Here is a 19307-nt window from a genome sequence, read left to right on the forward strand (position 1 = left end):
CGTCACGGGATCAAGATACCGTCACCATTCAGATGATGAGAACATCTGATGTGAACATCCGGAGGCCCGCGTTGACCGTCCCCGAGATCGACCCCGCCAACCCCGACGTGCTGCTCGACCCGTTCACCGCCTACGCCAAGGCCCGTGAGGAGTCGCCGGTGGCGCGGATGCCCGTGCCCGGCATGGGCGACCTGTGGATCCTGACCCGGCACGAGGACGCCCGCGCGATGCTCGGCGACCCCCGCTTCCAGCTGAACGCGAACAGCTTCATGCGCCCGCCCGGCATCCCGGACCACTGCCTGCCCTACCTGCGCACGATGTCCGAGATGGAAGGCCCCGAACACGTCCGGCTGCGCAGGCTGGCCGCGCCCGCGTTCACCGCGCGGCGGGCCGAGGGCTTCCGGCCGCGCATCGAGGCGATCGTGACCGCGCTGCTCGACGCCCTGCCGGACGGCGACACGGTGGACCTCATGCCGCACTTCGCCCGGCCGCTGCCGATGGACGTGATCTGCGAGCTGGTGGGCATCCCCGCCGAGGACCGGCCGCGGTGGCGCGAGTACGGCGTGGCCGTGGTGGCGGGCTACGGACCGGGGTTCCTCGCCGCGATCCCGGGGATCGTCGAAGGTGCGAAGACGGCCGTTCAGCTGCGCCGGACGTCACCGGGGGACGACCTGATCTCCCAGTTGCTGCGCGCGCAGGACGACGACGGCGACCGGCTCTCCGACGCCGAGCTGGTCACCCTGGTCTGGCAGCTGGTGCTGGCCGGGCAGACGCCGGCGAACCTCATCGTCAACGGGCTGGAAGCGCTGCTCACCCACCCCGACCAGGTGGCGGCGGTGCGGGCGGACCCCGGCCTGATGCCGCGCGCGGTGGAGGAGTTGACCCGGTGGGTCGGCCCGCAGCTGCTCGCCGCGCCCAGGTACACGCAGGAGGAGGTGGCCTTCGGCGACGTGGTGATCGGCAAGGGTCAGCCGGTGATGGCGGGGATCCTGTCCGCCAACCGCGACCCGCGCGTGTTCACCGGGCCGGACGAGCTGGACGTCACGCGCGAGCCCTCGGGCGGGCACCTCGGGTACTCGCACGGCCCGCACTTCTGCCTCGGCGCGGCGTTCGCCAAGGTGCAGACCGAGGTGGCGCTTTCCGCTGTCCTGCAACGGTTCCCGGACCTCGCCCTGGCCGAGCAGCCGCGGGCCATCCCGGACGGCGGCACGTGGCGGTTGGCCTCGCTGGTCGTCCGGACCCGGAAGTGACCCGGAAGTGACCCGGCGAGCGACCAGGTGGTGGTCATGCGGTGAGCGGGGGATCAGGGGCCGAAGAACTCGGCGGTGATCTCGTCCGCGATGTCCTCGACGGTCCGACCGTCGGTGTCGACCACGAGATCGGCGTCGTCCGGCACCGGCGTGGGAACGGCCAGCCGGCGGAGGTCGTCCGCCGGACGTCCCCGGAGGTCGTCACCGGGGATCGGCGGCCCCTCTCCCCTGCCGCGCATGAGCAGGCGCGCCACCAGTTCGTCGTGACTCGCGCGCAGCCGGCACAGCTTCGCCCCCGGCAGGAAGTCGCCGTGGTCACCGGAGACGACGAGGTGCCGGGCGCCCTCGTCACGATGGGCCCGCCAGACCGCGTCGAGCCGGCGTGCGGTGCGTGCCGCGTCGAGCGGCGGTGTGGTGAAGGTGATCTGGGCGAGGTCGACGTAGGCGGACTTGGTGGTCGCGGTGAGGCGGGTGAACACCGCCCAGCCCACCACCGACTTGCCCACCGCGCGCGGTCCGGCGATCCAGAGGACGGTCATCCGCGCCACCTCGCCCGCACGTCCGCCGCGACCTCCGCCGGCGCGCGGCCACCGGTGTCCACGGTGCAGTCGGCGAAGTCGGCGCGGTCCAGCTCGTCGGCTTCGTCGAGGACCAGGTCGACCTGGTCGGTGAGCCACCCCCGACCGAGGAACCGGGCGCGCAGTTCGGCGCGGTCCACCCGCAGCCGGCACAGCGTGACGTCCGCGCCGGGCAGCCGGTCGGTGTAGCGGCGGGCCGTGGCGGCGGTGTCGAGGATGCCGGAGACGACGAGCGGGGCGCCTTCGAGGTCAGGCCACAGCGCACCGAGCGCGGCCGACTTGACCCGGTGGTTCTCCGGGTCGTCGGCGGAGCCCGGGTAGCAGAGGCCGAGCTGGTCGGCGTCGACGTAGGCGGCCCGGTCGAGCGCGCGGTAGACCAGCCAGCCGACCGTGGACTTGCCGACGCCGGACGGGCCGAGGAGCCAGAGGACGGCGGTCATCGCGCTGGAGCGTAGTGCGGCCGGGTCGAGAGGGCGAAGCGTTTTCGGGTGTGACGAATCGATACCCGTTCGGGGAAACCACCAGCCGGCATTCAGGAACGTGGTGCATGCTTGTGGTGCGCAACGACCCGCCGCACCGCCGCCGCGGCGGGTCGTTGCGCTTTATCCGCATTTCTGCGGACTCCCGAGCGCACTCACTTGCGCCGGCCGACCCGTTCTCCGGCATCGTGCTCCTGCCGGGCCTGCTCGACTTTCTCCAGGTTCACCGCCGACCACTCGGCCAACGCCGCGAACAATGGCGCGAGGCTGCGGCCGAGTTCGCTGATCTCGTACTCGACTCGCGGCGGGACTTCGGCGTGATAGGTGCGGGTGACGAGCCCGTCGCGTTCCAGTTGCCGCAGCCGCTGGGTCAGCACCTTGGGCGTGATCGTGGTGATGCGGCGGGACAGCTCCACGAACCTCAGCCGACCGGACGCGTTCAGCGTCCACAGGATCGGCGTCGTCCACCGGCTGAACACCATGTCGACCACCGGCGCGATCGGGCAGGCCTGCTCCGGATCGGACGCCGCACCGGGCGTCCACGTCGTGCCGCTGGTCACAGCGAGCCCCTTCCGCCATTACTTTCCTCTAGGTACCTACTATATCGAGGACAGTAACTTCCCCCGAGTACGCAGGACTCGACCACTCGGGAGTGGACATGATCGTGGTGACGGGGGCGACGGGGAACGTCGGCCGGACGCTCGTGCGGGCACTGGACGTGGCCGGTGAGCAGGTGACGGCCGTGTCGCGGAAGGTCTCGGCGGTGGACGTGCCGGACGGGGTGCGCACGCTGGCGGCGGACCTGATGGAGCCGGAAAGCCTCAAGCCGGCGCTCGACGGCGCCGACGCGCTGTTCCTGCTGACCGCCACGGCCGACTGGATGGCGGCCGGCGGCGACGGGACCGTGCTGGAGAACGTCCTCGACCTCGCGCGGGCCGGTGGCGTCCAGCGGGTCGTCCTGCTGTCGTCGCAGGGCGTCGGCACGGGCCGCCACCCGTCGGAGTTGGAGGACGCGGTCAAGGGGGCGGGGCTGCCGTGGACGGTGCTGCGGCCCGGCGGTTTCGACTCGAACGCCTTCGCGTGGTCCGCGACGATCCGCGCGGAGCGGGTGGTCGCGGCGCCGTTCGGCGACGTCGCGCTGCCGACCGTCGACCCGGACGACATCGCCGAGGTGGCCGCCGTGACGCTGCGGCAGCCGGGTCACGCGGGCGCGACGTACGTGCTGACGGGACCGGCCCCGATCACACCGCGGCAGCAGGCCGCGGCGATCGGGGACGTGCTGGGCGAGCCGGTCCGGTTCGTCGAGCGGACCCGTGACGAGGCACGGGCGCAGTTGCTGCGGTTCATGCCCGAGCCGGTCGTGGACGCCACCCTCGGCGTCCTGGGCACGCCGTCGGCCGAGGAGCAGCGGGTGAGCCCGGACGTCGAACGGGTCGTCGGCCGTCCGGCCCGCGCGTTCGCCGACTGGGCCGCGCGCAACGCCGCCGCGTTCAAGTGACCCTTCGTTACGCCGTACGGGTGCACTAGATCAATCCGCGCGCGGTCACCCGGCCGCGACCCACCGGCTCGGGGTGCGGTTCGGTGCAACGTTTGGTGCACTCGTGGGGTGGATCTGATCGAGGCTCACGGACGCGCGATGACGGAGTTCGACTCGCGGGTGCGCCGGGTGCGCCCCGAGCAGTGGGAGTGGGGCACTCCCTGCAAGGAGTGGACGGTCCGCGACCTGGTCAACCACCTGGTCCACGAGCAGCTCTGGGCGCCGGAGCTGCTGGCCGGCTGCACGGTCGACCAGGTGGGCGACCGCTTCGACGGCGACCAGCTCGGCGAGGACCCGCTGCACTCGTGGGTGCTGGCGGCGGCTGCGGCGAGGGAGGCGTGGATCGCGCCGAAGGCGTTGCTGAAGTCGGTGCACCTGAGCTCCGGCAGGTCGCCGGCCACCGAGTACGGCTGGCAGATGACGACCGACCTGGCCGTGCACGCCTGGGACCTGGCGCGTGCCATCGGGGCGGACGAGCGGATCGACCCGGACGTGGCCGAGGCGGTGCTGGAGTACATCGAGCCGAACGCCGAGTCGTGGGCGGCGAGCGGGCTGTTCGACCCGCCGGTGCCGGTGCCGCCGGACGCCGACGCCCAGACCAGGCTGATCGCCCTGCTCGGCCGCACGCCCTGAGGTCCGCCGACCGGCTGGGCCGTCACGCGCCCCGGAGGACGTGCCGCCGGTCACGGACCGTTGACGCCCGGCTCCCAGCTCTCCGGCCGACCGCTCTCGGTCAGCAGCAGCTGCCAGTCGCCGAAGCCCATCGGCGCGTCGTGGTGCCAAGGGAACCGACCCTCGGCGGTCGGCACGATGATCTGGAGGGCGGCGAAGTCGCCCTTGCCGTACAGCAGGAACGCGCTGCCGAAGAACTCCGGGTAGAAGCCCTTGAACACGCGCTCGAACGTGATCGGCACACCCTCGAAGAAGTCGTAGTACAACCGGCCCGGCACGAACCGCTCACCCTTGCGGGCCCGGTCGACGTAGGCGTGGATGAGCACCTTGGCGTGCTCCTCGGGCAGCCCGAGCACCACCGCCTCGGCCACGCCGAACCTCCGCCAGGCGCCCACGGAGAACGAGTACCCGGCGCCTTCGGCGTCCTCGGGCACGGCGACCACCGCGTGACCGTGGACCTCGGCCTGGGTCAGCAGCCAGTTGCGCAGGTTGATGTCTTGTGGGCTCGGGGCGGCAGGGCTCGACACCCGGCCCATTCTGCCTGTCCAGGCCGTTAACCCCGCATAAGCACCGCTCACCCACGCCGACAGCCCCGCGCCGGCACGACCGGACACGGGGCTGCGGAGCTGACCGCGGAGCTGCGGAACAGGAGGTCAGCCGACCTCCGCCATCACCTCGTCGGTGACGTCGAAGTTCGCGTAGACGTTCTGCACGTCGTCGCAGTCCTCCAGCGCGTCGATCAGCTTGAAGATCTTCCGCGCGCCGTCGGCCTCCAGCTGCACGGACACCGACGGCAGGAAGTTCGCCTCCGCCGACTCGTAGTCGTACCCGGCGTCCTGGAGAGCTTTGCGCACCGCGACCATGTCACCGGCCTCGGACACGACCTCGTAGCTCTCGCCCAGGTCGTTGACCTCCTCGGCCCCCGCGTCCAGCACCGCCATCAGCACGTCGTCCTCGGCCAGGTCGCCCTTCGGCACGATCACCACGCCCTTGCGGGTGAACATGTAGGCCACCGAGCCGGGGTCGGCCATCGAACCGCCGTTGCGGCTCATCGCCGTGCGGACCTCGGACGCGGCCCGGTTGCGGTTGTCGGTCAGGCACTCGACCAGCACCGCCACGCCGTTGGGGCCGTACCCCTCGTACATGATGGTCTGCCAGTCCGCGCCGCCCGCCTCCTCGCCGCCGCCGCGCTTGCGCGCACGCTCGATGTTGTCCAGCGGCACGGAGTTCTTCCGCGCCTTCTGGATGGCGTCGTACAGCGTCGGGTTGCCGTCCGGATCACTGCCGCCGGTGCGGGCAGCCACCTCGATGTTCTTGATCAAGCGCGCGAAGAGCTTGCCGCGCTTGGCGTCGATTGCGGCCTTCTTGTGCTTGGTGGTCGCCCACTTCGAGTGGCCGCTCATGTGTCCTCCGTCGAATACTCAGCCCGCCGCACGGACCATGTCCACGAAAAGGCGGTGCACTCGCCCGTCACCGGTCAGTTCCGGGTGGAACGAGGTGGCGAGCACGTGCCCCTGCCGAACCGCGACGATCCTACCGGCGGCCTCTCCCGAGTCCGCCGATTCGGGCACCCGGGCGAGTACTTCCACCTCTGGGCCGGCAGATTCGACCCATGGGGCGCGGATGAACACCGCGTGCACGTCGCCGACATCGGTGAAGTCGAGATCGGACTCGAAGGAATCCACCTGCCGGCCGAACGCGTTGCGCCGCACGACGATGTCGAGCCCACCGAGCTGGTGCTGGTCGGGCCGGCCGTCGAGGACCCGGTCGGCGAGCAGGATCATCCCGGCGCACGACCCGTAGGCCGGCATGCCTTCCTTGATCCGCGCCCGCAGCGGCTCCAGCAGGTCGAACGTGGCCAGCAGCCGGCTGATGGTCGTCGACTCGCCGCCCGGCAGCACCACGCCGTCGACCTCGGCCAGTTCCTCCGGCCTGCGGATCGGGCGGGCGAGGACGTCGGCTTCCGCCAACGCCACCAGGTGTTCACGGACGTCGCCCTGGAGGGCGAGCACACCGACGACGGACACGGCTGGGATTCCTCCTCGTTGAACTCCCACCAGCCTAGGTGACCGGGTCGGACGGGTGCTCGTGGCACCCGCCCGACCCGGTCGGCCTTCCCGCGGCGCGCTAGTGGTCGCGCACCGCGACCCGTTCGGCGGCCTGGTGGGCCGCCGAACGACGGGCTGTGGGCGGCTCGCCACCCGACGGAGGGCAGGACGGCGAGCACCGGGACATACGCGATCCGGACGGACCCGGCGAACACCGGATTCGTCGCGGAGGTGAACAGGAGGTCGCGAAGTGGAGAACCGAATCGCGGGAACACCGCCAACCGGCGTTCAGCACCTCGTCGCCTTCGCGCCGAACCAGGAGCGGATGCGCGCGGTGACCCGTTGTGGCAGGTCCGGCAGCCGCACAGCCCGATTGGGGCACCCGACGGCGACCGGCTCCGCGGCGCTCTGCTCATTCGTGACGACCGGACATTAGTGGCTCGCGGCGGGCTCCCGGAAATCGCTTGAGGAAGACTTGATGTAATCCTCTTCACAAGGTCCGGAAAGGGCCTGGTCGAGGTCGTCCCAAATGTCCTCGACGTCCTCCAGGCCGACGCTCAGGCGCAGCAGGTTCGCGGGCACGCCGGACGCCTCGCGGGCGGCGTCGGGCACGAGCCGGTGGGTCAGCGCGGCGGGGTGCTCGATCAGCGTGTCGACCGAGCCGAGGCTGACGGCGGGGGTGACGAGCCGCAGCCGGCGCACCACCGCGGCCGGGTCCTCGCGGGTGGTGAACGCGAGCATCGCGCCCGGACCGCGCATTTGCGTGCCGATCAGCCCTTCCGGGTCGGCGCCGGGAAGGCTCGGGTGCCGCACCAGACCGGTGCCGGGGTGCGCGTCGAGCCGCGCCGCCAACTCGACCGCGCCGCGCTGGGCCGCCTCGACCCGCAGCGGCAACGTGGCCAGGCCGCGGTGCATGAGGTAGCCGCCCAGCGGGTGCAGCACGGCGCCGGTGATGATCCGGACCTGGCGCAACGGCGCGGCGCGCTCCTCGTCGCACGCCACCACGCCGCCGAGCACGTCACCGTGGCCGCCGAGGTACTTGGTGCCCGAGTGCAGCACGTAGGTGGCGCCGTGGGCGGCGGGGTTCTGGAGCACGGGCGTGGCGAACGTGTTGTCCACGACCACCGGCACGTCACCTGCCCGCGCGACGATCGCGGCGATGTCCAGCAGGTCCAGGTTGGGGTTGGCCGGCGTCTCGACCACCACCAGGCCGGTCTGCGGGGTGATCGCGGCGGCGACCTCGTCGGCGGCGGCGTAGGTGGTGCGGACGCCGAGCAGGCCGGACGACAGGAGGTGGTCCGTGCCGCCGTAGATGGGCCGCACCGCGACCACGTGCGTCTTGCCGGTCAGCACGCACGCGGCCTGCACCACGGCGGTCACGGCGGCCATTCCGCTGCCGAACGCCACGGCGGCCGACGTGCCCTCCAGCGCCGCCAGGGCCTGCTCGAACCGGGCCACGGTCGGGTTGTGCAGCCGGGAGTAGACCGGCGAGGTGGCCCGTGCCGCGCCCTCGGCGAACGCCTGCAGCGCGTGGCCGCCCTCGGTCTGGTCCGGGATCGGGTAGGTGGTGGACAAATCGATCGGCAGGGCGTGCACGCCCAGGTCGGCGAGGTCGTCGCGCCCACCGTGCACCGCCGTCGTTCGCAACCGCGTCATGCCCGAATCGTGGACTTGTCGTCGGCCGTGGGGGGAAACTTCCGCAGGCTGTTCGGCGGGCGGAGGGGTTCGACGTGCTGGATTCGGTGGACGCGGCGATCGTGCAAGAGCTGCAGAAGGACGCACGGCTGCCCAACAAGGACCTCGCGGACCGGGTCAACGTGGCGGCGTCCACGTGCGTGGTCCGGCACCGGGCGCTGCGCGAGCGCGGCGTGATCACGGGGTACCACGCGGAGGTCGACCTGGCCGCCGTCGGGCGGCCCGTGCAGGCGATCATCGCGGTGCGGGTCCGGCCGCACACGAGGGCGATCGTGGAGCCGTTCATGGAGTACGTGCTGTCGTTGCCCGAGGTGCTCGCGATGTCGCACGTGGCGGGCCCGGAGGACTTCCTGGTGCACGTCGCCGTGGCCGACACGGCCCACCTGCAACGCCTGGTCCTGGACCGCTTCACCACCCGGCGGGAGGTGAGCGAGGTGCAGACGAACCTGCTGTTCCAGCACGTCCGCAAGCACACCGTGCCGCCGGCGGGAGACGACCGGTGGTCTTGAGCCGGTGGAGGCGTGGGGTCGGGGCCCGGCTTCGCGCCCCGACCCCACGTCCGGTCAGGCGGTGATCCGCACCGACGACGTGCCCGCGCCGTGCGACTTGCCCGGCGAGCGGACGCCGTTCACGGTCGAGGTGTCGAAGGCGAACGTGATGACCGCCGCGGCGATGGCGTCGGCGTTGACGTCCAGCGCCTCCGCGTTGACGTTGCCGCGCAGGTCGTAGCCCGCCGCCAGCTGCGCGTACAGGGCCGCGTCGGCGCCGTCCGCGACGGGCGTGAGGCTGTCGCACGACTGGTGGTAGCACGGGTCGAACGACGCGCCCGCCACCCCGCCGTACCTGGCCGCCTGCGCCGCGGTCTTCACGCCTTCGGCCCCGGTGAACAGGCCACCGGCCGGGATGCCCACGGCGATGAACGGGCCGTAGTCGGACCGGCCGGAGAACTCGGTGTCCTCCGACGGCACGCCCCGGTCGGCGTAGAACTTCTCGAACACGTCCTCGATCTCCGCCGAGCCGGGCGGGATGAAGCCGGGCGCGGCCGTGCCGCTGGAGTTGTCGCCGTCGTAGACGCCGTTGAAGTGGTTCGGCGAGCCGACCATGTCGAAGTTCAGGTACAGCGCGATCCGGTCCCGCTCGGCCTGCGGCAGGGTCGCGATGTAGTGCTCCGAGCCGAGCAGGCCCTCCTCCTCCGCGCCCCACCAGCCGAACCTGACCAGGTTGTTCGGCTTCACCTTGGCCATCTTGACCGCGACCTCCAGCAGCGCGGCGGAACCGGTGCCGTTGTCGTTGACCCCCGCGCCGTCCTGGACGCTGTCCAGGTGCGCGCCCGCCATCACGACGTTGTCGGCGAGACCCGCGCGGGACTCTGCGAACACGTTCCACGCGGTGCGGGTCTCGGACACGAAGTCGACCTTCACCCGGACCGTGCGCGGCCCTTCGGCGGCCAGTTCCGCGCCGACCGCGAACGTGGCGAAGACGACCGGGATCGCCAGGCCGGGGGTGTCGCCGACGGGCGTGGACAGGCCCGTGCGGCCCGGCTGGCCCTCGTTGAACAGGATCACACCGGCCGCGCCCGCGGCCTGCGCGTTGAGCGCCTTCTGGGCGAACCCGCACGAACCGCGTTGCAGCAGGGCGATGTCGCCCGCCGCGAACCCCGCGAAGTCGGCCGCCTCGCAGCCGCTGGAGTTGGAGTTCGCGTCGGGGCCGGGCGGGATGACCACGTCCACGGGCGTGACGGTGCCGGTGGCCTCGCCGGTGAACGTCGGGGTGAAGCCGTTGCGGGTGAAGTCGCGGTCCGCGACGTAGGTCCTGGGCGTGGGCGCGAGCTGCTGGAGCTCGGACTTCTCCTCCGTGTAGGGGAACTCGAACTCCTGCACGGTGGGCGAGTACCCGGCGGAGGTGAGGGTGTCGACGACGTAGTCGACGGACGCCCGGTAGCCGGGCCTGCCCGCGGCCCGGTCGCCGTGGACGTCGGCGATGTCCTGGAACGCGTCGAGGTGGCGCATCACGCCGTCGAGCGTGACGGCTCTGGTGAGCTTGTCGGGTGAGTTGTTGTTCGGATCGGCGGCGGCCGGCCCGACCACGAGGAGTGGCGCGGTCAGGACGAGCGCGGAGGTGACGGCGAGCCGCCCGCGGCGGGTACGAGAGGACATGACTTGCCTCCATGTGTGACGGGCACCACTGATGGGGTCGCCCGAACGTGGGTCCTCTGTTACACCGATCAGCCCACAGCCACCCTGGCGTCGGACGCACGCCGTCAAGCCGGTGCGGTGAACGTGTGTTAGCAAGGGGGCATGGGGATCACCGAGGACGACGCCGGCAACCAGACGACCGTGGACGCGCTGCGCGAACTGCTCGACGGCCGCTGGGGGGCGCTCCGCCGCAGCTCGATGGAACTCCTCGCCGGGCTCAAGCACCCCGGCGACCTCGGCCGCGAGGACTACCGGGCCTGGGTGCTGGAGCAGCTGCACGCGCTGGCCGACGGCGGTCACCCGCTGATCGGGTTCCCCGCCGAGTACGGCGGCCGGGACGACGTGGGCGGCTCGGTGGTGGCGTTCGAGGTGCTGGGGTTCGGCGACCTGTCCGTGATGGTCAAGGCGGGTGTGCAGTGGGGCCTGTTCGGCGGCGCGGTGCAGGCGTTGGGCACCGCCGAGCACCACGACCGGTACCTGCGCGCGATCATCGACCTGGAGTTGCCGGGCTGCTTCGCGATGACCGAGACCGGCCACGGGTCGGACGTGCAGAACCTGCGCACCACGGCGACCTACGATCCGTCCACCGAGGAATTCGTCGTGCACACGCCGGACGTGTCGGCGCGCAAGGACTACATCGGCAACGCGGCCCGTGACGGGCGGATGGCCGTGGTGTTCGCGCAGTTGGTGACGGGCGGCGAGGGGCGCGGCGTGCACGCGGTGCTGGTGCCGATCCGGGATGGCGACGGCGCGCCGACGCCGGGCGTGCGGATCGAGGACTGCGGGCCGAAGGCCGGTCTGAACGGCGTGGACAACGGGCGGCTGTGGTTCGACGAGGTGCGCGTGCCGCGGGCGAACCTGCTCAACCGGTACGGCGACGTCGCGCCCGACGGCACGTACTCCAGCGCGATCGAAGGCGAGGGACGCCGGTTCTTCACCATGCTCGGCACGTTGGTGCGCGGGCGGATCAGCGTGGCGGGCGGCGCGGGCAGTGCCACCAAGAAGGCGTTGACGCTGGCCGTCCGGTACGGCGACACGCGCCGGCAGTTCACCCGGCCGGACACCGGCGCCGAGGTCGTGGTGCTCGACTACCTGGCCCACCAGCGGCGGCTGCTGCCCGCGCTGGCGACGTCCTACGCGTTGCACTTCGCGCAGGAGGAGATGGTGGCGGCGCTGCACGACGTGGGCGACGACCGGCAGCAGCGCGAGCTGGAGTCGCGGGCGGCCGGGCTGAAGGCGGTGGCGACCTGGCACGCGACGCAGACGATCCAGACGTGCCGCGAGGCGTGCGGCGGCGCGGGGTACCTGTCGGAGAACCTGATCGCCGGGCTGAAGGCCGACACCGACGTGTTCACCACGTTCGAGGGCGACAACACGGTGTTGTTGCAGCTGGTCGCGAAGGGGCTGCTGACGAGCTACCGCGATCACGTCGGCGACCTGGACCCGTGGGGCATGGCCCGGTTCGTGGCCGACCAGGCGGTGAGCGTGGTGATCGAGCGGACGGCCGCTCGGGCGATCATCGACCGGCTGGTGTCGGGCAGCTCGGACGCGCTGCTGGACCGGGGCTGGCAGCTGCGGCAGTTCGAGGACCGCGAGAAGCACGTGCTGGAGGGGTTGGCGCGGCGGCTGCGGCGGGCGTCGGCGGAGAACGCGTTCGACGTGTTCAACGCCGCGCAGGACCACGTGCTGCACGCCGCGCGCGTGCACGTGGACCGGGTGGTGCTGGAGGCTTTCGTGGCGGCGGTGGACCGGTGCGGCGACCCGTCGGCGGCGACGCTGCTGGACCAGGTGTGCGACCTGTACGCGCTGAGCACGATCGAAGCGGACCGGGCTTGGTTCCTGGAGCACGGCCGGCTCACGCCGCAGCGGGCGAAGGCCGTTTCGCAGGCGGTGAACGAGCTTTGCGGCCGGTTGCGACCGCACGCGAGGACCCTGGTCGACGCCTTCGGCATCCCGGAGACGTTGCTCACGGCCCCGATAAGCGTCTGAAAGGTCCAGAATAGGCGTTATGGATGACAGCGCGCAGATCAGTCTCGGTCTGGCCCGGTACGTGCGAGCGGTGGCCGAAGAGGTCGGCGTGCCGCCCGAGGGCACCGAGTTCGAGGTCAGCGACACCGCCACGGCGTACCTGGGCCTGGAAGGGCCGGGACGCGACCTGATGCTGCTCTGGAGCGAACAGCGCGGCTGGTCGATCGCGGTGGAGACCGACCCGACCGAGAAGCCGGTCGTGGTGGCCCACTTGGGCCTGCCCCTCGTGCCGCCGCCGGACGCGGTGGCGAAGTTCGTGGACGACGTGCTGGCGGGCAAGCCGGGCAGCACCGAACCCGACCTCGGCGGCACCCGCGACCGGCACCGGCTCGCCTCCCGGCTGAGCGAGTACTTGTAGTTCCTACGACATGCCGGCGAACCGCAGGCCGGCGGTCGTCGCGGCGGCGAGCACGACCACCACCACGAACGGCGCCTTCCGCCACGCCGCGACACCGCCGACCAGCACCCCGATCGGGAGCGCGAAGCCCGCGAAGCCCTGGCCCTTGGCCAGGGTCGACGTGGCGACCAACGCGAACAGCAGGACCGTCGCCGAGGTCGCCATCAGCAGCTTGACCCGGTCGGACAGCTTCAGCCGGTCGCGCAGCAGCGGGCCGGAGAGCCGGAACGCGTAGGTGCCGGCGGCGAGCACCAGGATGGCGGTCAGGGTCATGCCGGCACCCTCTGACGTGCGGTGACCAGCAGACCTACCACCGCGCACAGCACCGGGACGCCGGCGGGCAGGAACGGCGTGGCGGCCAGCGCGACGGCCGCGCCGAGCAGGGCGGCGTTCCTGGTGGCGGCGTCCTTGAGGGCTGGCAGCAGGAGCGCGAGGAGCGCCGCGGGGAACACCGCGTCCAGACCCAGGGCGTTCGGGTCGCCGATGGTCTGCCCGATCAGCGCGCCGGCGACCACCGACGCGTTCCAGGCGATGAACAGGGAGACGCCGCACAGCCAGTAGGCGGTCTTGGCCTTGCGCGGGTCGGGTTGCGCCAGCGCGAAGGCGGTGGTCTCGTCGATCAGGAGGTGGCTGCCGACGAGCCGTTGGAGCAGGCCCTTGCCCAGCACGTCGCCGATGGCCAGGCCGAACGGCAGGTGGCGGACGTTGAGCAGGAGCCCGGCCACCACCGCGGCGGCCGGGCTGCCGCCGGCGGCGACCACCCCGACCGCCATGAACTGCGAGCCGCCCGCGAAGACGAGCAGGGACATCACGACGGGGAGCCACCAAGACATCCCCGCGCTGGTGGAGATCGCGCCGAACGAGGCGCCGCTGACGGCGGCACCGGCCGCCACCGCGGAGACGTCACGCAGCAGCTCGGGGTCCAGGGTTCGCCATGTCGAACGCATCGTCTTCTACGATGAACAGCGGAAGGCCGTTCGTCAAGCCGAACGATTGGACTGTCATGTCGAACACAGGCGCGCCGCTGCAGGTCATCGCAGCTTCGCTCCGCCGCGAGCGCGAACGCGCCGGGCTGTCGCTGAGCGAGTTGGCCAAGCGGGCGGGGATCGCGAAGTCGACGCTGTCCCAGTTGGAGGCGGCGAGCGGCAACCCCAGCGTGGAGACCCTGTGGGCGCTGGGCGTGGCGCTGGGCGTGCCGTTCTCGCGCCTGGTCGACCCCCCGGCTGGCCGCGTCCAGGTGATCCGCGCCGGGGAGGGCCCGGCGATCTACTCGGAACGCGCCAACTACACCGCGACCCTGCTCGCGTCCTGCCCACCCGGCGCGCGCCGCGACATCTACATGCTCCGCCTGGAACCGGGCACGGCCCGCGAATCCGAGCCGCACATGTCGGGCACCGTGGAACACGTGATCGTCAGCACCGGCCGGATGCTCGCCGGACCGCGGACGGAACCGGTCGAACTCGGCCCCGGCGACTACCTCGTCTACCCCGGCGACATCCCGCACACGGCACAGGCACTCGAACGGGGAACCACCGCCCTGCTGGTCTCGGAGCACGTCTAGATGATTGATTCCAAGGGTTAGTGGTCGTAGGCGGTCAGGGAGCGCTTGATCGGCTGGTCGGTGTGGTCGTTGTGCCAGATGGCGGCGGTCAGGGCGAGGATGCGTTGCAGGACGCGGGCGATGACCCCGGTGGGTGTGCGTCCGCCGTGTCGTTCGAGGTCGAGTTGGGCTTTGAAGGTCTGGTTGATCGACTCGATGGTCTGGCGCAGTGGTTTGAACAGGGCTGCGCCGGGCCGTTCGGCTTCGCCTTTGCGTGCCGGGCGCAGCAGCCGGAGGCCGGTGTCGGCCAGGGCGTGTTCGAAGTCGCGGCCGTAGTACTGCCGGTCGGCGATCAGGACCTGGCCGGGACGCTCGACCGCGAGCGTCGGGTCGGCGTCGAGGATACCGAGCAGGGTGGTGCGTTCGTCGGCCTTCGCGCCGGTCAACGCGAAGGCGATCGGCAGGCCGCCCAGGGTGCAGACCAGGTGCAGCCGCAGGCCCCAGAAGAAGCGGGAGTGCGAAGCGCAGTAACCGTACTCGGCCCATCCGGCCAGGTCGGAGCGTCGCGTGGTCTCCCGCGACCGGCCGCACTCCACCGGCGTGGAGTCGACCACCCACACGTCGTCGGTCCACAGTGCGGTGTCGACGGCCAACAGCCGGATGACCGCCTTGACCAGGCCGGACGCCTTGCGCAGCCGCTTGTTGTAGCCGGGCTGTAGGGGCAGGTAGCGGAACAGATGCCTTAGATGCGCGCGGGCGTGGCGTAACCAGCGGGCCTCGGAGGTGAATCCGAGCAGGGCCTGCATCACCGCCAGGGTGACCAACTCCGCGTCGGTCAGGCGGGGTCGCAGGCCGACCTTCGGACGCCACGGCGCGAGGTGCGGCGCGTCCCTCAATAGGTCGTCGGTTCTGACATAGAGTGCGGTCGCGAGGGTGTCAATGTCGGTCGTCACAACCCGTACATCGACACCCTCGCCCCACATCTCCAGGTGCCTACCCCTTGGAATCAATCATCTAGAACGCAGTTCGAGCGATCCAGTCGAGCGGTGAACCGACCGATGGATCTTGCATGCAGACGGCAACCGCGCACCTACAGTCGAAGGCATGAGCGAGCGCGACACCAAGCCGGTCCACATCCGCGACGTGCCCGCCGACGTGGTCGACACCCTCCAGGCAGGAGCGAACGCCGAGGGCATGTCGCTTTCAAGGTCATCCGAGGCCTGGACCTCAGTGGCAAGCCGACGAGCGAACAGGCGGCCTCGGTGATGCAGAACGTGCAGGACGCACCCATCGAGCGCTTCGCTCATCGCGAGCTGCTCGAACGCGGTGGGCCATCCGCCACAGCTTGTCCGCGTTCGACTCGCTCTACGTGGCGCTCGCGGAGCAACTGGACGTTCCGCTCCTCGCCTGCGACGAGAAGATGACCGGTTCCAACAGTCATCAGCCAGGTCGAGGTCTACCCGATTTCCTGACCTGAACGACTGCGGCCCGCCGGGTGCCGGCGGGCCGTCGTCATCGCGAAGCGCTACCGCGCCAGGATCACCAGCCGCGCTCGGCCAGGCGGTGGGGCTCCGGGATCTCGTCCACGTTGATGCCGACCATCGCCTCACCGAGGCCGCGCGACACCTTCGCGATCACGTCCGGGTCGTCGTAGAACGTCGTCGCCTTCACGATCGCCTCGGCGCGCTGCGCCGGGTTGCCGGACTTGAAGATGCCCGACCCGACGAACACGCCCTCCGCACCCAGCTGCATCATCATCGCGGCGTCGGCGGGGGTGGCGATGCCGCCCGCGGTGAACAGCACGACCGGCAGCTTGCCGGCCTCCGCCACCTCGCGGACCAGCTCGTACGGGGCCTGGAGCTCCTTGGCGGCGACGTACAGCTCGTCGGTCGGCAGGTTCTGCAACCGCAGCAGCTCGGCTCGGATCTTGCGCATGTGCGTGGTGGCGTTGGAGACGTCGCCGGTGCCGGCCTCGCCCTTCGACCGGATCATCGCCGCGCCCTCGGTGATCCGCCGCAGCGCCTCACCCAGGTTCGTCGCACCGCACACGAACGGCACGGTGAACTGCCACTTGTCGATGTGGTTCGCGTAGTCCGCCGGGGTCAGCACCTCGGACTCGTCGACGTAGTCCACGCCGAGCGCCTGCAACACCTGCGCCTCGACGAAGTGGCCGATCCGCGCCTTCGCCATCACCGGGATGGACACCGCGGAGATGATGCCGTCGATCATGTCCGGGTCGCTCATCCGGGACACGCCGCCCTGCGCGCGGATGTCGGCGGGGACCCGCTCCAGCGCCATGACCGCCACGGCGCCCGCGTCCTCGGCGATCTTGGCCTGCTCGGCGTTGACCACGTCCATGATCACACCGCCCTTGAGCATCTCCGCCATGCCCCGCTTGACGCGGGAAGTGCCGGTGACCTGGGTGCCGGTGTCGGGTGAAGTGGTCACGGCCAACCTTTCTCGAAGTAGAGGACTTACACCTCCATGTTACGGGCGACGTGGACCGCCCAAGCATGCCAATCACGCCCGTTCTCGGCAGGCCACTTCCCCTCCCTTCGCAGGTAGTGGCCTGGGCCACCCTCCGGTTCGCGACCTCCACCACCGGCACGCCGACACCGCGCCACAGCCCTGGTCGCGACTCCCGTCCGCGTTCCTCCTGCCGGGTTGGGTCTGACCGCTTGGGGTTGTCCCCCGCGCCGCACGGGTGTGAGATCGGACACTAATCACTTGTGGAGGTGTGGGTCCCATGGGCAACAAACACTCCGACAACGGCAACTCGGCAGGCGCGGTCGCTGTGGACGATCCGGCCAAGGTCCGCAACGTCGTGCTGGTCGGCCCGTCCGGCTCCGGCAAGACGACGCTCGCCGAGGCCCTGCTCGCCGGCACCGGCGTGCTCACCCGGGCCGGATCGGTCACCGAAGGCAACACCGTGTGCGACCACGACCCCGCCGCGGTCCGCCAGCAGCGGTCGGTCGGGCTCGCGGTGGCGCCGATCCGGCACGGCGACATCAAGATCAACCTGATCGACACCCCCGGCTACGCGGACTTCGTCGGCGAGTTGCGGGCCGGACTGCGCGCGGCGGACGCGGCGCTGTTCGTGGTCAGCGCGGCGGAAGGGGTGGACGCGGCCACGATCACGCTGTGGGAGGAGTGCGCGACGGTCGGCATGCCGCGCGCGGTCGTGGTCGCCCGCACCGACCACCAGCGCGCGGACGTGACCACCGAGATCGCGTCCTGCCAGGCGGCTTTCGGCGCCGGCGTCGTCCCGCTGTACCTCCCCGGCGACGATGGCGGCCTGGTCAACCTGCTCATCACCGACGACCCCCGCTACGAGGAGGACCGCAACACGCTCATCGAGGGGATCATCGCGGAGAGCGAGGACGAGACCCTCATGGACCGCTACCTCGGCGGAGAGGACGTCGACCAGGCGACGCTCGTCGCGGACCTGGAGACGGCGGTCGCGCGCGGCTCGTTCCACCCGGTCATGCCGGTGTGCGCGCTGACCGGCCTCGGCCTGCCCGAGCTGCTCGACGGCATCGCCCGCGCGTTCCCCTCTCCCCTGGAACACCCGCTGCCGGACGTGACCACCGTGGACGGCATCCCGCAGCCGCGCATCGAGGCCGACCCCGACGGACCGCTGGTGGCGGAGGTCGTGCGCACCTCCGTCGACTCGTACGTGGGCCGTGTCTCGCTGGTCCGCGTGTTCTCCGGGACGCTGCGCCCCGAACGCCCGGTGCACGTGTCGGGCCACGGCATGGCCGACCGGGGTCACGAGGACCACGACGTGGACGAACGGGTCGCGCACGTCTACTCGCCGCTGGGCGCGAGCCTGCGCGAGGTGCCCTACTGCGTGGCCGGCGACGTGTGCGCGTTGACCAAGCTCGGTTCCGCCGAGACCGGCGACACGGTGTCCGCGCCGGAGAAGCCGCTGCTGATGGCGCCGTGGGAGATGCCCGAACCCCTGCTGCCGGTCGCGGTCGTGCCGCGCAGCCGCAGCGACGAGGACAACCTGGCCCGCAACCTGGGCAAGCTGGTCGCCGGCGATCCGACGCTGCGGCTGGAACGCAACTCCGAGACCCACCAGCTGGTGCTGTGGTGCATGGGCGAGGCGCACGCGGACGTCGTGCTGGCCCGGCTGCGCGCGGGTGGGGCGGAGGTCGACACGGAACCGGTGCGGGTGGCGTTGCGCGAGACGTTCGCGAGCCAGGCCAAGGGCCACGGGCGGCACGTGAAGCAGTCCGGCGGGCACGGCCAGTACGCGGTGTGCGACATCGTCGTCGACCCCCTGCCGCGCGGGTCCGGCTTCGAGTTCGTGGACAAGGTCGTCGGCGGCGCGGTGCCCCACCAGTTCATCCCGAGCGTGGAGAAGGGCGTGCGGGCGCAGCTCGAACGCGGCCTGCTGGGCGGGCACCCCGTGGTGGACATCCGGGTGACGCTGGTCGACGGCAAGGCGCACTCGGTCGACTCGTCGGACGCCGCGTTCCAGACCGCCGGGTCGCTGGCGCTGAAGGACGCCGCCGCGAACGGCAGGACCGCGCTGCTGGAACCGGTGGACGCGGTGACCGTGCGACTGCCGGACGACCACCTCGGCACCGTGCTCGGCGACCTGTCCAGCCGGCGCGGGCGGGTGCTCGGCACCGAGGCGGAGAGCCCCGGCTACACGGTGATCCGCGCCGAGGTGCCCGAGACGGAACTGCTCCGGTACGCGGTGGAGCTGCGTTCGCTCACCTCGGGCACCGGCAGGTACACGCGCCGGTTCAGCCGGTACGACCCGCTGCCCCAGGCGTTGGCGGCCCAGGCGAAGTAGCGGTCGCGGGGACGGAACCGGGCCGGCGAACGCCACCGGCCCGGTCCTCGCCCACGCGTTCCGAGTGCTCAAGTCGTGCTG

The 19307-nt window shown here is 71.4% G+C and carries 21 protein-coding genes; 9 read left to right on the forward strand and 12 right to left on the reverse strand.

Translation table 11 applies throughout. The features are described from left to right. The first annotated feature begins 35 nt into the window (after nt 1-35). Nucleotides 36-1250 carry a cytochrome P450 family protein gene (locus ACRAKI_RS24880; protein ID WP_447002931.1) on the forward strand — a complete coding sequence of 405 codons (1215 nt, stop codon included), beginning with the start codon at nt 36-38 and terminating at the stop codon, nt 1248-1250. A gap of 53 nt (nt 1251-1303) precedes the next feature. Here ACRAKI_RS24880 and ACRAKI_RS24885 read toward each other — a convergent pair whose 3' ends face one another. The 3 genes from ACRAKI_RS24885 to ACRAKI_RS24895 all read right to left on the reverse strand — a co-directional run bounded on the left by ACRAKI_RS24885 (nt 1304) and on the right by ACRAKI_RS24895 (nt 2789). After that, a complete protein-coding gene (locus ACRAKI_RS24885; RefSeq protein ID WP_447002932.1) occupies nt 1304-1789 on the reverse strand; it encodes a hypothetical protein in 486 nt (161 codons plus the stop codon). Then, nucleotides 1786-2268, reverse strand: coding sequence for a hypothetical protein (locus ACRAKI_RS24890; RefSeq protein WP_447002933.1), 483 nt, complete (start codon nt 2266-2268; stop codon nt 1786-1788). The genes ACRAKI_RS24885 and ACRAKI_RS24890 overlap by 4 nt, the downstream gene beginning before the upstream one ends. Before the next feature lie 194 nt (nt 2269-2462). Beyond that, nucleotides 2463-2789, reverse strand: coding sequence for a winged helix-turn-helix transcriptional regulator (locus ACRAKI_RS24895; protein WP_447008502.1), 327 nt, complete (start codon nt 2787-2789; stop codon nt 2463-2465). Between the two features lie 176 nt (nt 2790-2965). Between ACRAKI_RS24895 and ACRAKI_RS24900 the strand changes: the two genes are divergently transcribed. Both ACRAKI_RS24900 and ACRAKI_RS24905 read left to right on the forward strand, forming a co-directional pair. After that, on the forward strand, nt 2966-3805 hold the full coding sequence (locus ACRAKI_RS24900; RefSeq protein ID WP_447002934.1) for an NAD(P)H-binding protein: 840 nt from the start codon (nt 2966-2968) through the stop codon (nt 3803-3805). A gap of 138 nt (nt 3806-3943) precedes the next feature. Next, nucleotides 3944-4477, forward strand: coding sequence for a TIGR03086 family metal-binding protein (locus ACRAKI_RS24905; RefSeq protein ID WP_447002935.1), 534 nt, complete (start codon nt 3944-3946; stop codon nt 4475-4477). A 50-nt stretch (nt 4478-4527) separates the two neighbouring features. Here ACRAKI_RS24905 and ACRAKI_RS24910 read toward each other — a convergent pair whose 3' ends face one another. The 4 genes from ACRAKI_RS24910 to ACRAKI_RS24925 all read right to left on the reverse strand — a co-directional run bounded on the left by ACRAKI_RS24910 (nt 4528) and on the right by ACRAKI_RS24925 (nt 8220). Beyond that, nucleotides 4528-5052, reverse strand: a complete 525-nt coding sequence (locus ACRAKI_RS24910; RefSeq protein ID WP_447002936.1) for a DUF4262 domain-containing protein — start codon at nt 5050-5052, stop codon at nt 4528-4530. Between the two features lie 117 nt (nt 5053-5169). Beyond that, complete coding sequence (locus ACRAKI_RS24915; RefSeq protein WP_447002937.1) at nt 5170-5919, reverse strand: YebC/PmpR family DNA-binding transcriptional regulator; 750 nt, start codon at nt 5917-5919, stop codon at nt 5170-5172. A gap of 18 nt (nt 5920-5937) precedes the next feature. Continuing rightward, nucleotides 5938-6543, reverse strand: a complete 606-nt coding sequence (pdxT, locus tag ACRAKI_RS24920; RefSeq protein WP_447002938.1) for a pyridoxal 5'-phosphate synthase glutaminase subunit PdxT — start codon at nt 6541-6543, stop codon at nt 5938-5940. Between the two features lie 453 nt (nt 6544-6996). Next, the gene (locus tag ACRAKI_RS24925) at nt 6997-8220 is read right to left on the reverse strand and encodes a trans-sulfuration enzyme family protein (RefSeq protein ID WP_447002939.1); all 1224 of its coding nucleotides are present in this window, start codon (nt 8218-8220) and stop codon (nt 6997-6999) included. A gap of 74 nt (nt 8221-8294) precedes the next feature. On the opposite strand from ACRAKI_RS24925, the gene ACRAKI_RS24930 reads away from it, so the two are divergent. Then, complete coding sequence (locus ACRAKI_RS24930; protein WP_447002940.1) at nt 8295-8768, forward strand: Lrp/AsnC family transcriptional regulator; 474 nt, start codon at nt 8295-8297, stop codon at nt 8766-8768. Nucleotides 8769-8822: 54 nt separating this feature from the next. On the opposite strand, the gene ACRAKI_RS24935 is transcribed toward ACRAKI_RS24930, so the two are convergent. Then, nucleotides 8823-10415 (reverse strand): M28 family metallopeptidase, encoded by a 1593-nt coding sequence (locus ACRAKI_RS24935; RefSeq protein WP_447002941.1) that lies wholly within the window; start codon nt 10413-10415, stop codon nt 8823-8825. Between the two features lie 141 nt (nt 10416-10556). Between ACRAKI_RS24935 and ACRAKI_RS24940 the strand changes: the two genes are divergently transcribed. Together ACRAKI_RS24940 and ACRAKI_RS24945 are read left to right on the forward strand one after the other, a co-directional pair. Next, nucleotides 10557-12443: an acyl-CoA dehydrogenase family protein gene (locus ACRAKI_RS24940; protein WP_447002942.1), complete on the forward strand. Its 1887-nt coding sequence runs from the start codon at nt 10557-10559 to the stop codon at nt 12441-12443. 19 nt (nt 12444-12462) lie between these two features. Then, complete coding sequence (locus tag ACRAKI_RS24945) at nt 12463-12840, forward strand: DUF6292 family protein (protein ID WP_447002943.1); 378 nt, start codon at nt 12463-12465, stop codon at nt 12838-12840. Nucleotides 12841-12843: 3 nt separating this feature from the next. Here the strand turns inward: ACRAKI_RS24945 and ACRAKI_RS24950 are convergent, their stop codons facing one another. Together ACRAKI_RS24950 and ACRAKI_RS24955 are read right to left on the reverse strand one after the other, a co-directional pair. After that, a complete protein-coding gene (locus ACRAKI_RS24950) occupies nt 12844-13152 on the reverse strand; it encodes an AzlD domain-containing protein (protein ID WP_447002944.1) in 309 nt (102 codons plus the stop codon). Further along, on the reverse strand, nt 13149-13826 hold the full coding sequence (locus ACRAKI_RS24955) for an AzlC family ABC transporter permease (RefSeq protein WP_447002945.1): 678 nt from the start codon (nt 13824-13826) through the stop codon (nt 13149-13151). The genes ACRAKI_RS24950 and ACRAKI_RS24955 overlap by 4 nt, the downstream gene beginning before the upstream one ends. 56 nt (nt 13827-13882) lie before the next feature. Here ACRAKI_RS24955 and ACRAKI_RS24960 point away from each other — a divergent pair, with 56 nt between their 5' ends. Continuing rightward, entirely contained in the window at nt 13883-14440 is a 558-nt protein-coding gene (locus ACRAKI_RS24960; RefSeq protein WP_447002946.1) for a helix-turn-helix domain-containing protein, read from the forward strand. A gap of 17 nt (nt 14441-14457) precedes the next feature. On the opposite strand, the gene ACRAKI_RS24965 is transcribed toward ACRAKI_RS24960, so the two are convergent. Next, complete coding sequence (locus ACRAKI_RS24965) at nt 14458-15372, reverse strand: IS982 family transposase (RefSeq protein ID WP_447002037.1); 915 nt, start codon at nt 15370-15372, stop codon at nt 14458-14460. A 151-nt stretch (nt 15373-15523) separates the two neighbouring features. On the opposite strand from ACRAKI_RS24965, the gene ACRAKI_RS24970 reads away from it, so the two are divergent. After that, nucleotides 15524-15685: a hypothetical protein gene (locus tag ACRAKI_RS24970; RefSeq protein ID WP_447002947.1), complete on the forward strand. Its 162-nt coding sequence runs from the start codon at nt 15524-15526 to the stop codon at nt 15683-15685. A 273-nt stretch (nt 15686-15958) separates the two neighbouring features. On the opposite strand, the gene pdxS is transcribed toward ACRAKI_RS24970, so the two are convergent. Next, entirely contained in the window at nt 15959-16867 is a 909-nt protein-coding gene (pdxS, locus tag ACRAKI_RS24975) for a pyridoxal 5'-phosphate synthase lyase subunit PdxS (RefSeq protein ID WP_447002948.1), read from the reverse strand. A gap of 298 nt (nt 16868-17165) precedes the next feature. Here pdxS and ACRAKI_RS24980 point away from each other — a divergent pair, with 298 nt between their 5' ends. Further along, on the forward strand, nt 17166-19226 hold the full coding sequence (locus ACRAKI_RS24980; protein ID WP_447002949.1) for an elongation factor G-like protein EF-G2: 2061 nt from the start codon (nt 17166-17168) through the stop codon (nt 19224-19226). The last annotated feature ends 81 nt before the right edge of the window (nt 19227-19307 follow it).

The organism is Saccharothrix isguenensis (genome assembly GCF_052936305.1).

What these genes read in the sequence shown, in the direction of transcription:
- ACRAKI_RS24880 (WP_447002931.1), top strand. Translation starts at nt 36, where the DNA reads ATGAGAACATCTGATGTGAACATCCGGAGGCCCGCGTTGACCGTCCCC.
- ACRAKI_RS24885 (WP_447002932.1), bottom strand. Translation starts at nt 1,789, where the DNA reads ATGACCGTCCTCTGGATCGCCGGACCGCGCGCGGTGGGCAAGTCGGTG.
- ACRAKI_RS24890 (WP_447002933.1), bottom strand. Translation starts at nt 2,268, where the DNA reads ATGACCGCCGTCCTCTGGCTCCTCGGCCCGTCCGGCGTCGGCAAGTCC.
- ACRAKI_RS24895 (WP_447008502.1), bottom strand. Translation starts at nt 2,789, where the DNA reads ATGGTGTTCAGCCGGTGGACGACGCCGATCCTGTGGACGCTGAACGCG.
- ACRAKI_RS24900 (WP_447002934.1), top strand. Translation starts at nt 2,966, where the DNA reads ATGATCGTGGTGACGGGGGCGACGGGGAACGTCGGCCGGACGCTCGTG.
- ACRAKI_RS24905 (WP_447002935.1), top strand. Translation starts at nt 3,944, where the DNA reads ATGACGGAGTTCGACTCGCGGGTGCGCCGGGTGCGCCCCGAGCAGTGG.
- ACRAKI_RS24910 (WP_447002936.1), bottom strand. Translation starts at nt 5,052, where the DNA reads ATGGGCCGGGTGTCGAGCCCTGCCGCCCCGAGCCCACAAGACATCAAC.
- ACRAKI_RS24915 (WP_447002937.1), bottom strand. Translation starts at nt 5,919, where the DNA reads ATGAGCGGCCACTCGAAGTGGGCGACCACCAAGCACAAGAAGGCCGCA.
- ACRAKI_RS24925 (WP_447002939.1), bottom strand. Translation starts at nt 8,220, where the DNA reads ATGACGCGGTTGCGAACGACGGCGGTGCACGGTGGGCGCGACGACCTC.
- ACRAKI_RS24935 (WP_447002941.1), bottom strand. Translation starts at nt 10,415, where the DNA reads ATGTCCTCTCGTACCCGCCGCGGGCGGCTCGCCGTCACCTCCGCGCTC.
- ACRAKI_RS24940 (WP_447002942.1), top strand. Translation starts at nt 10,557, where the DNA reads ATGGGGATCACCGAGGACGACGCCGGCAACCAGACGACCGTGGACGCG.
- ACRAKI_RS24945 (WP_447002943.1), top strand. Translation starts at nt 12,463, where the DNA reads ATGGATGACAGCGCGCAGATCAGTCTCGGTCTGGCCCGGTACGTGCGA.
- ACRAKI_RS24950 (WP_447002944.1), bottom strand. Translation starts at nt 13,152, where the DNA reads ATGACCCTGACCGCCATCCTGGTGCTCGCCGCCGGCACCTACGCGTTC.
- ACRAKI_RS24955 (WP_447002945.1), bottom strand. Translation starts at nt 13,826, where the DNA reads ATGCGTTCGACATGGCGAACCCTGGACCCCGAGCTGCTGCGTGACGTC.
- ACRAKI_RS24960 (WP_447002946.1), top strand. Translation starts at nt 13,883, where the DNA reads ATGTCGAACACAGGCGCGCCGCTGCAGGTCATCGCAGCTTCGCTCCGC.
- ACRAKI_RS24970 (WP_447002947.1), top strand. Translation starts at nt 15,524, where the DNA reads ATGAGCGAGCGCGACACCAAGCCGGTCCACATCCGCGACGTGCCCGCC.
- ACRAKI_RS24980 (WP_447002949.1), top strand. Translation starts at nt 17,166, where the DNA reads ATGGGCAACAAACACTCCGACAACGGCAACTCGGCAGGCGCGGTCGCT.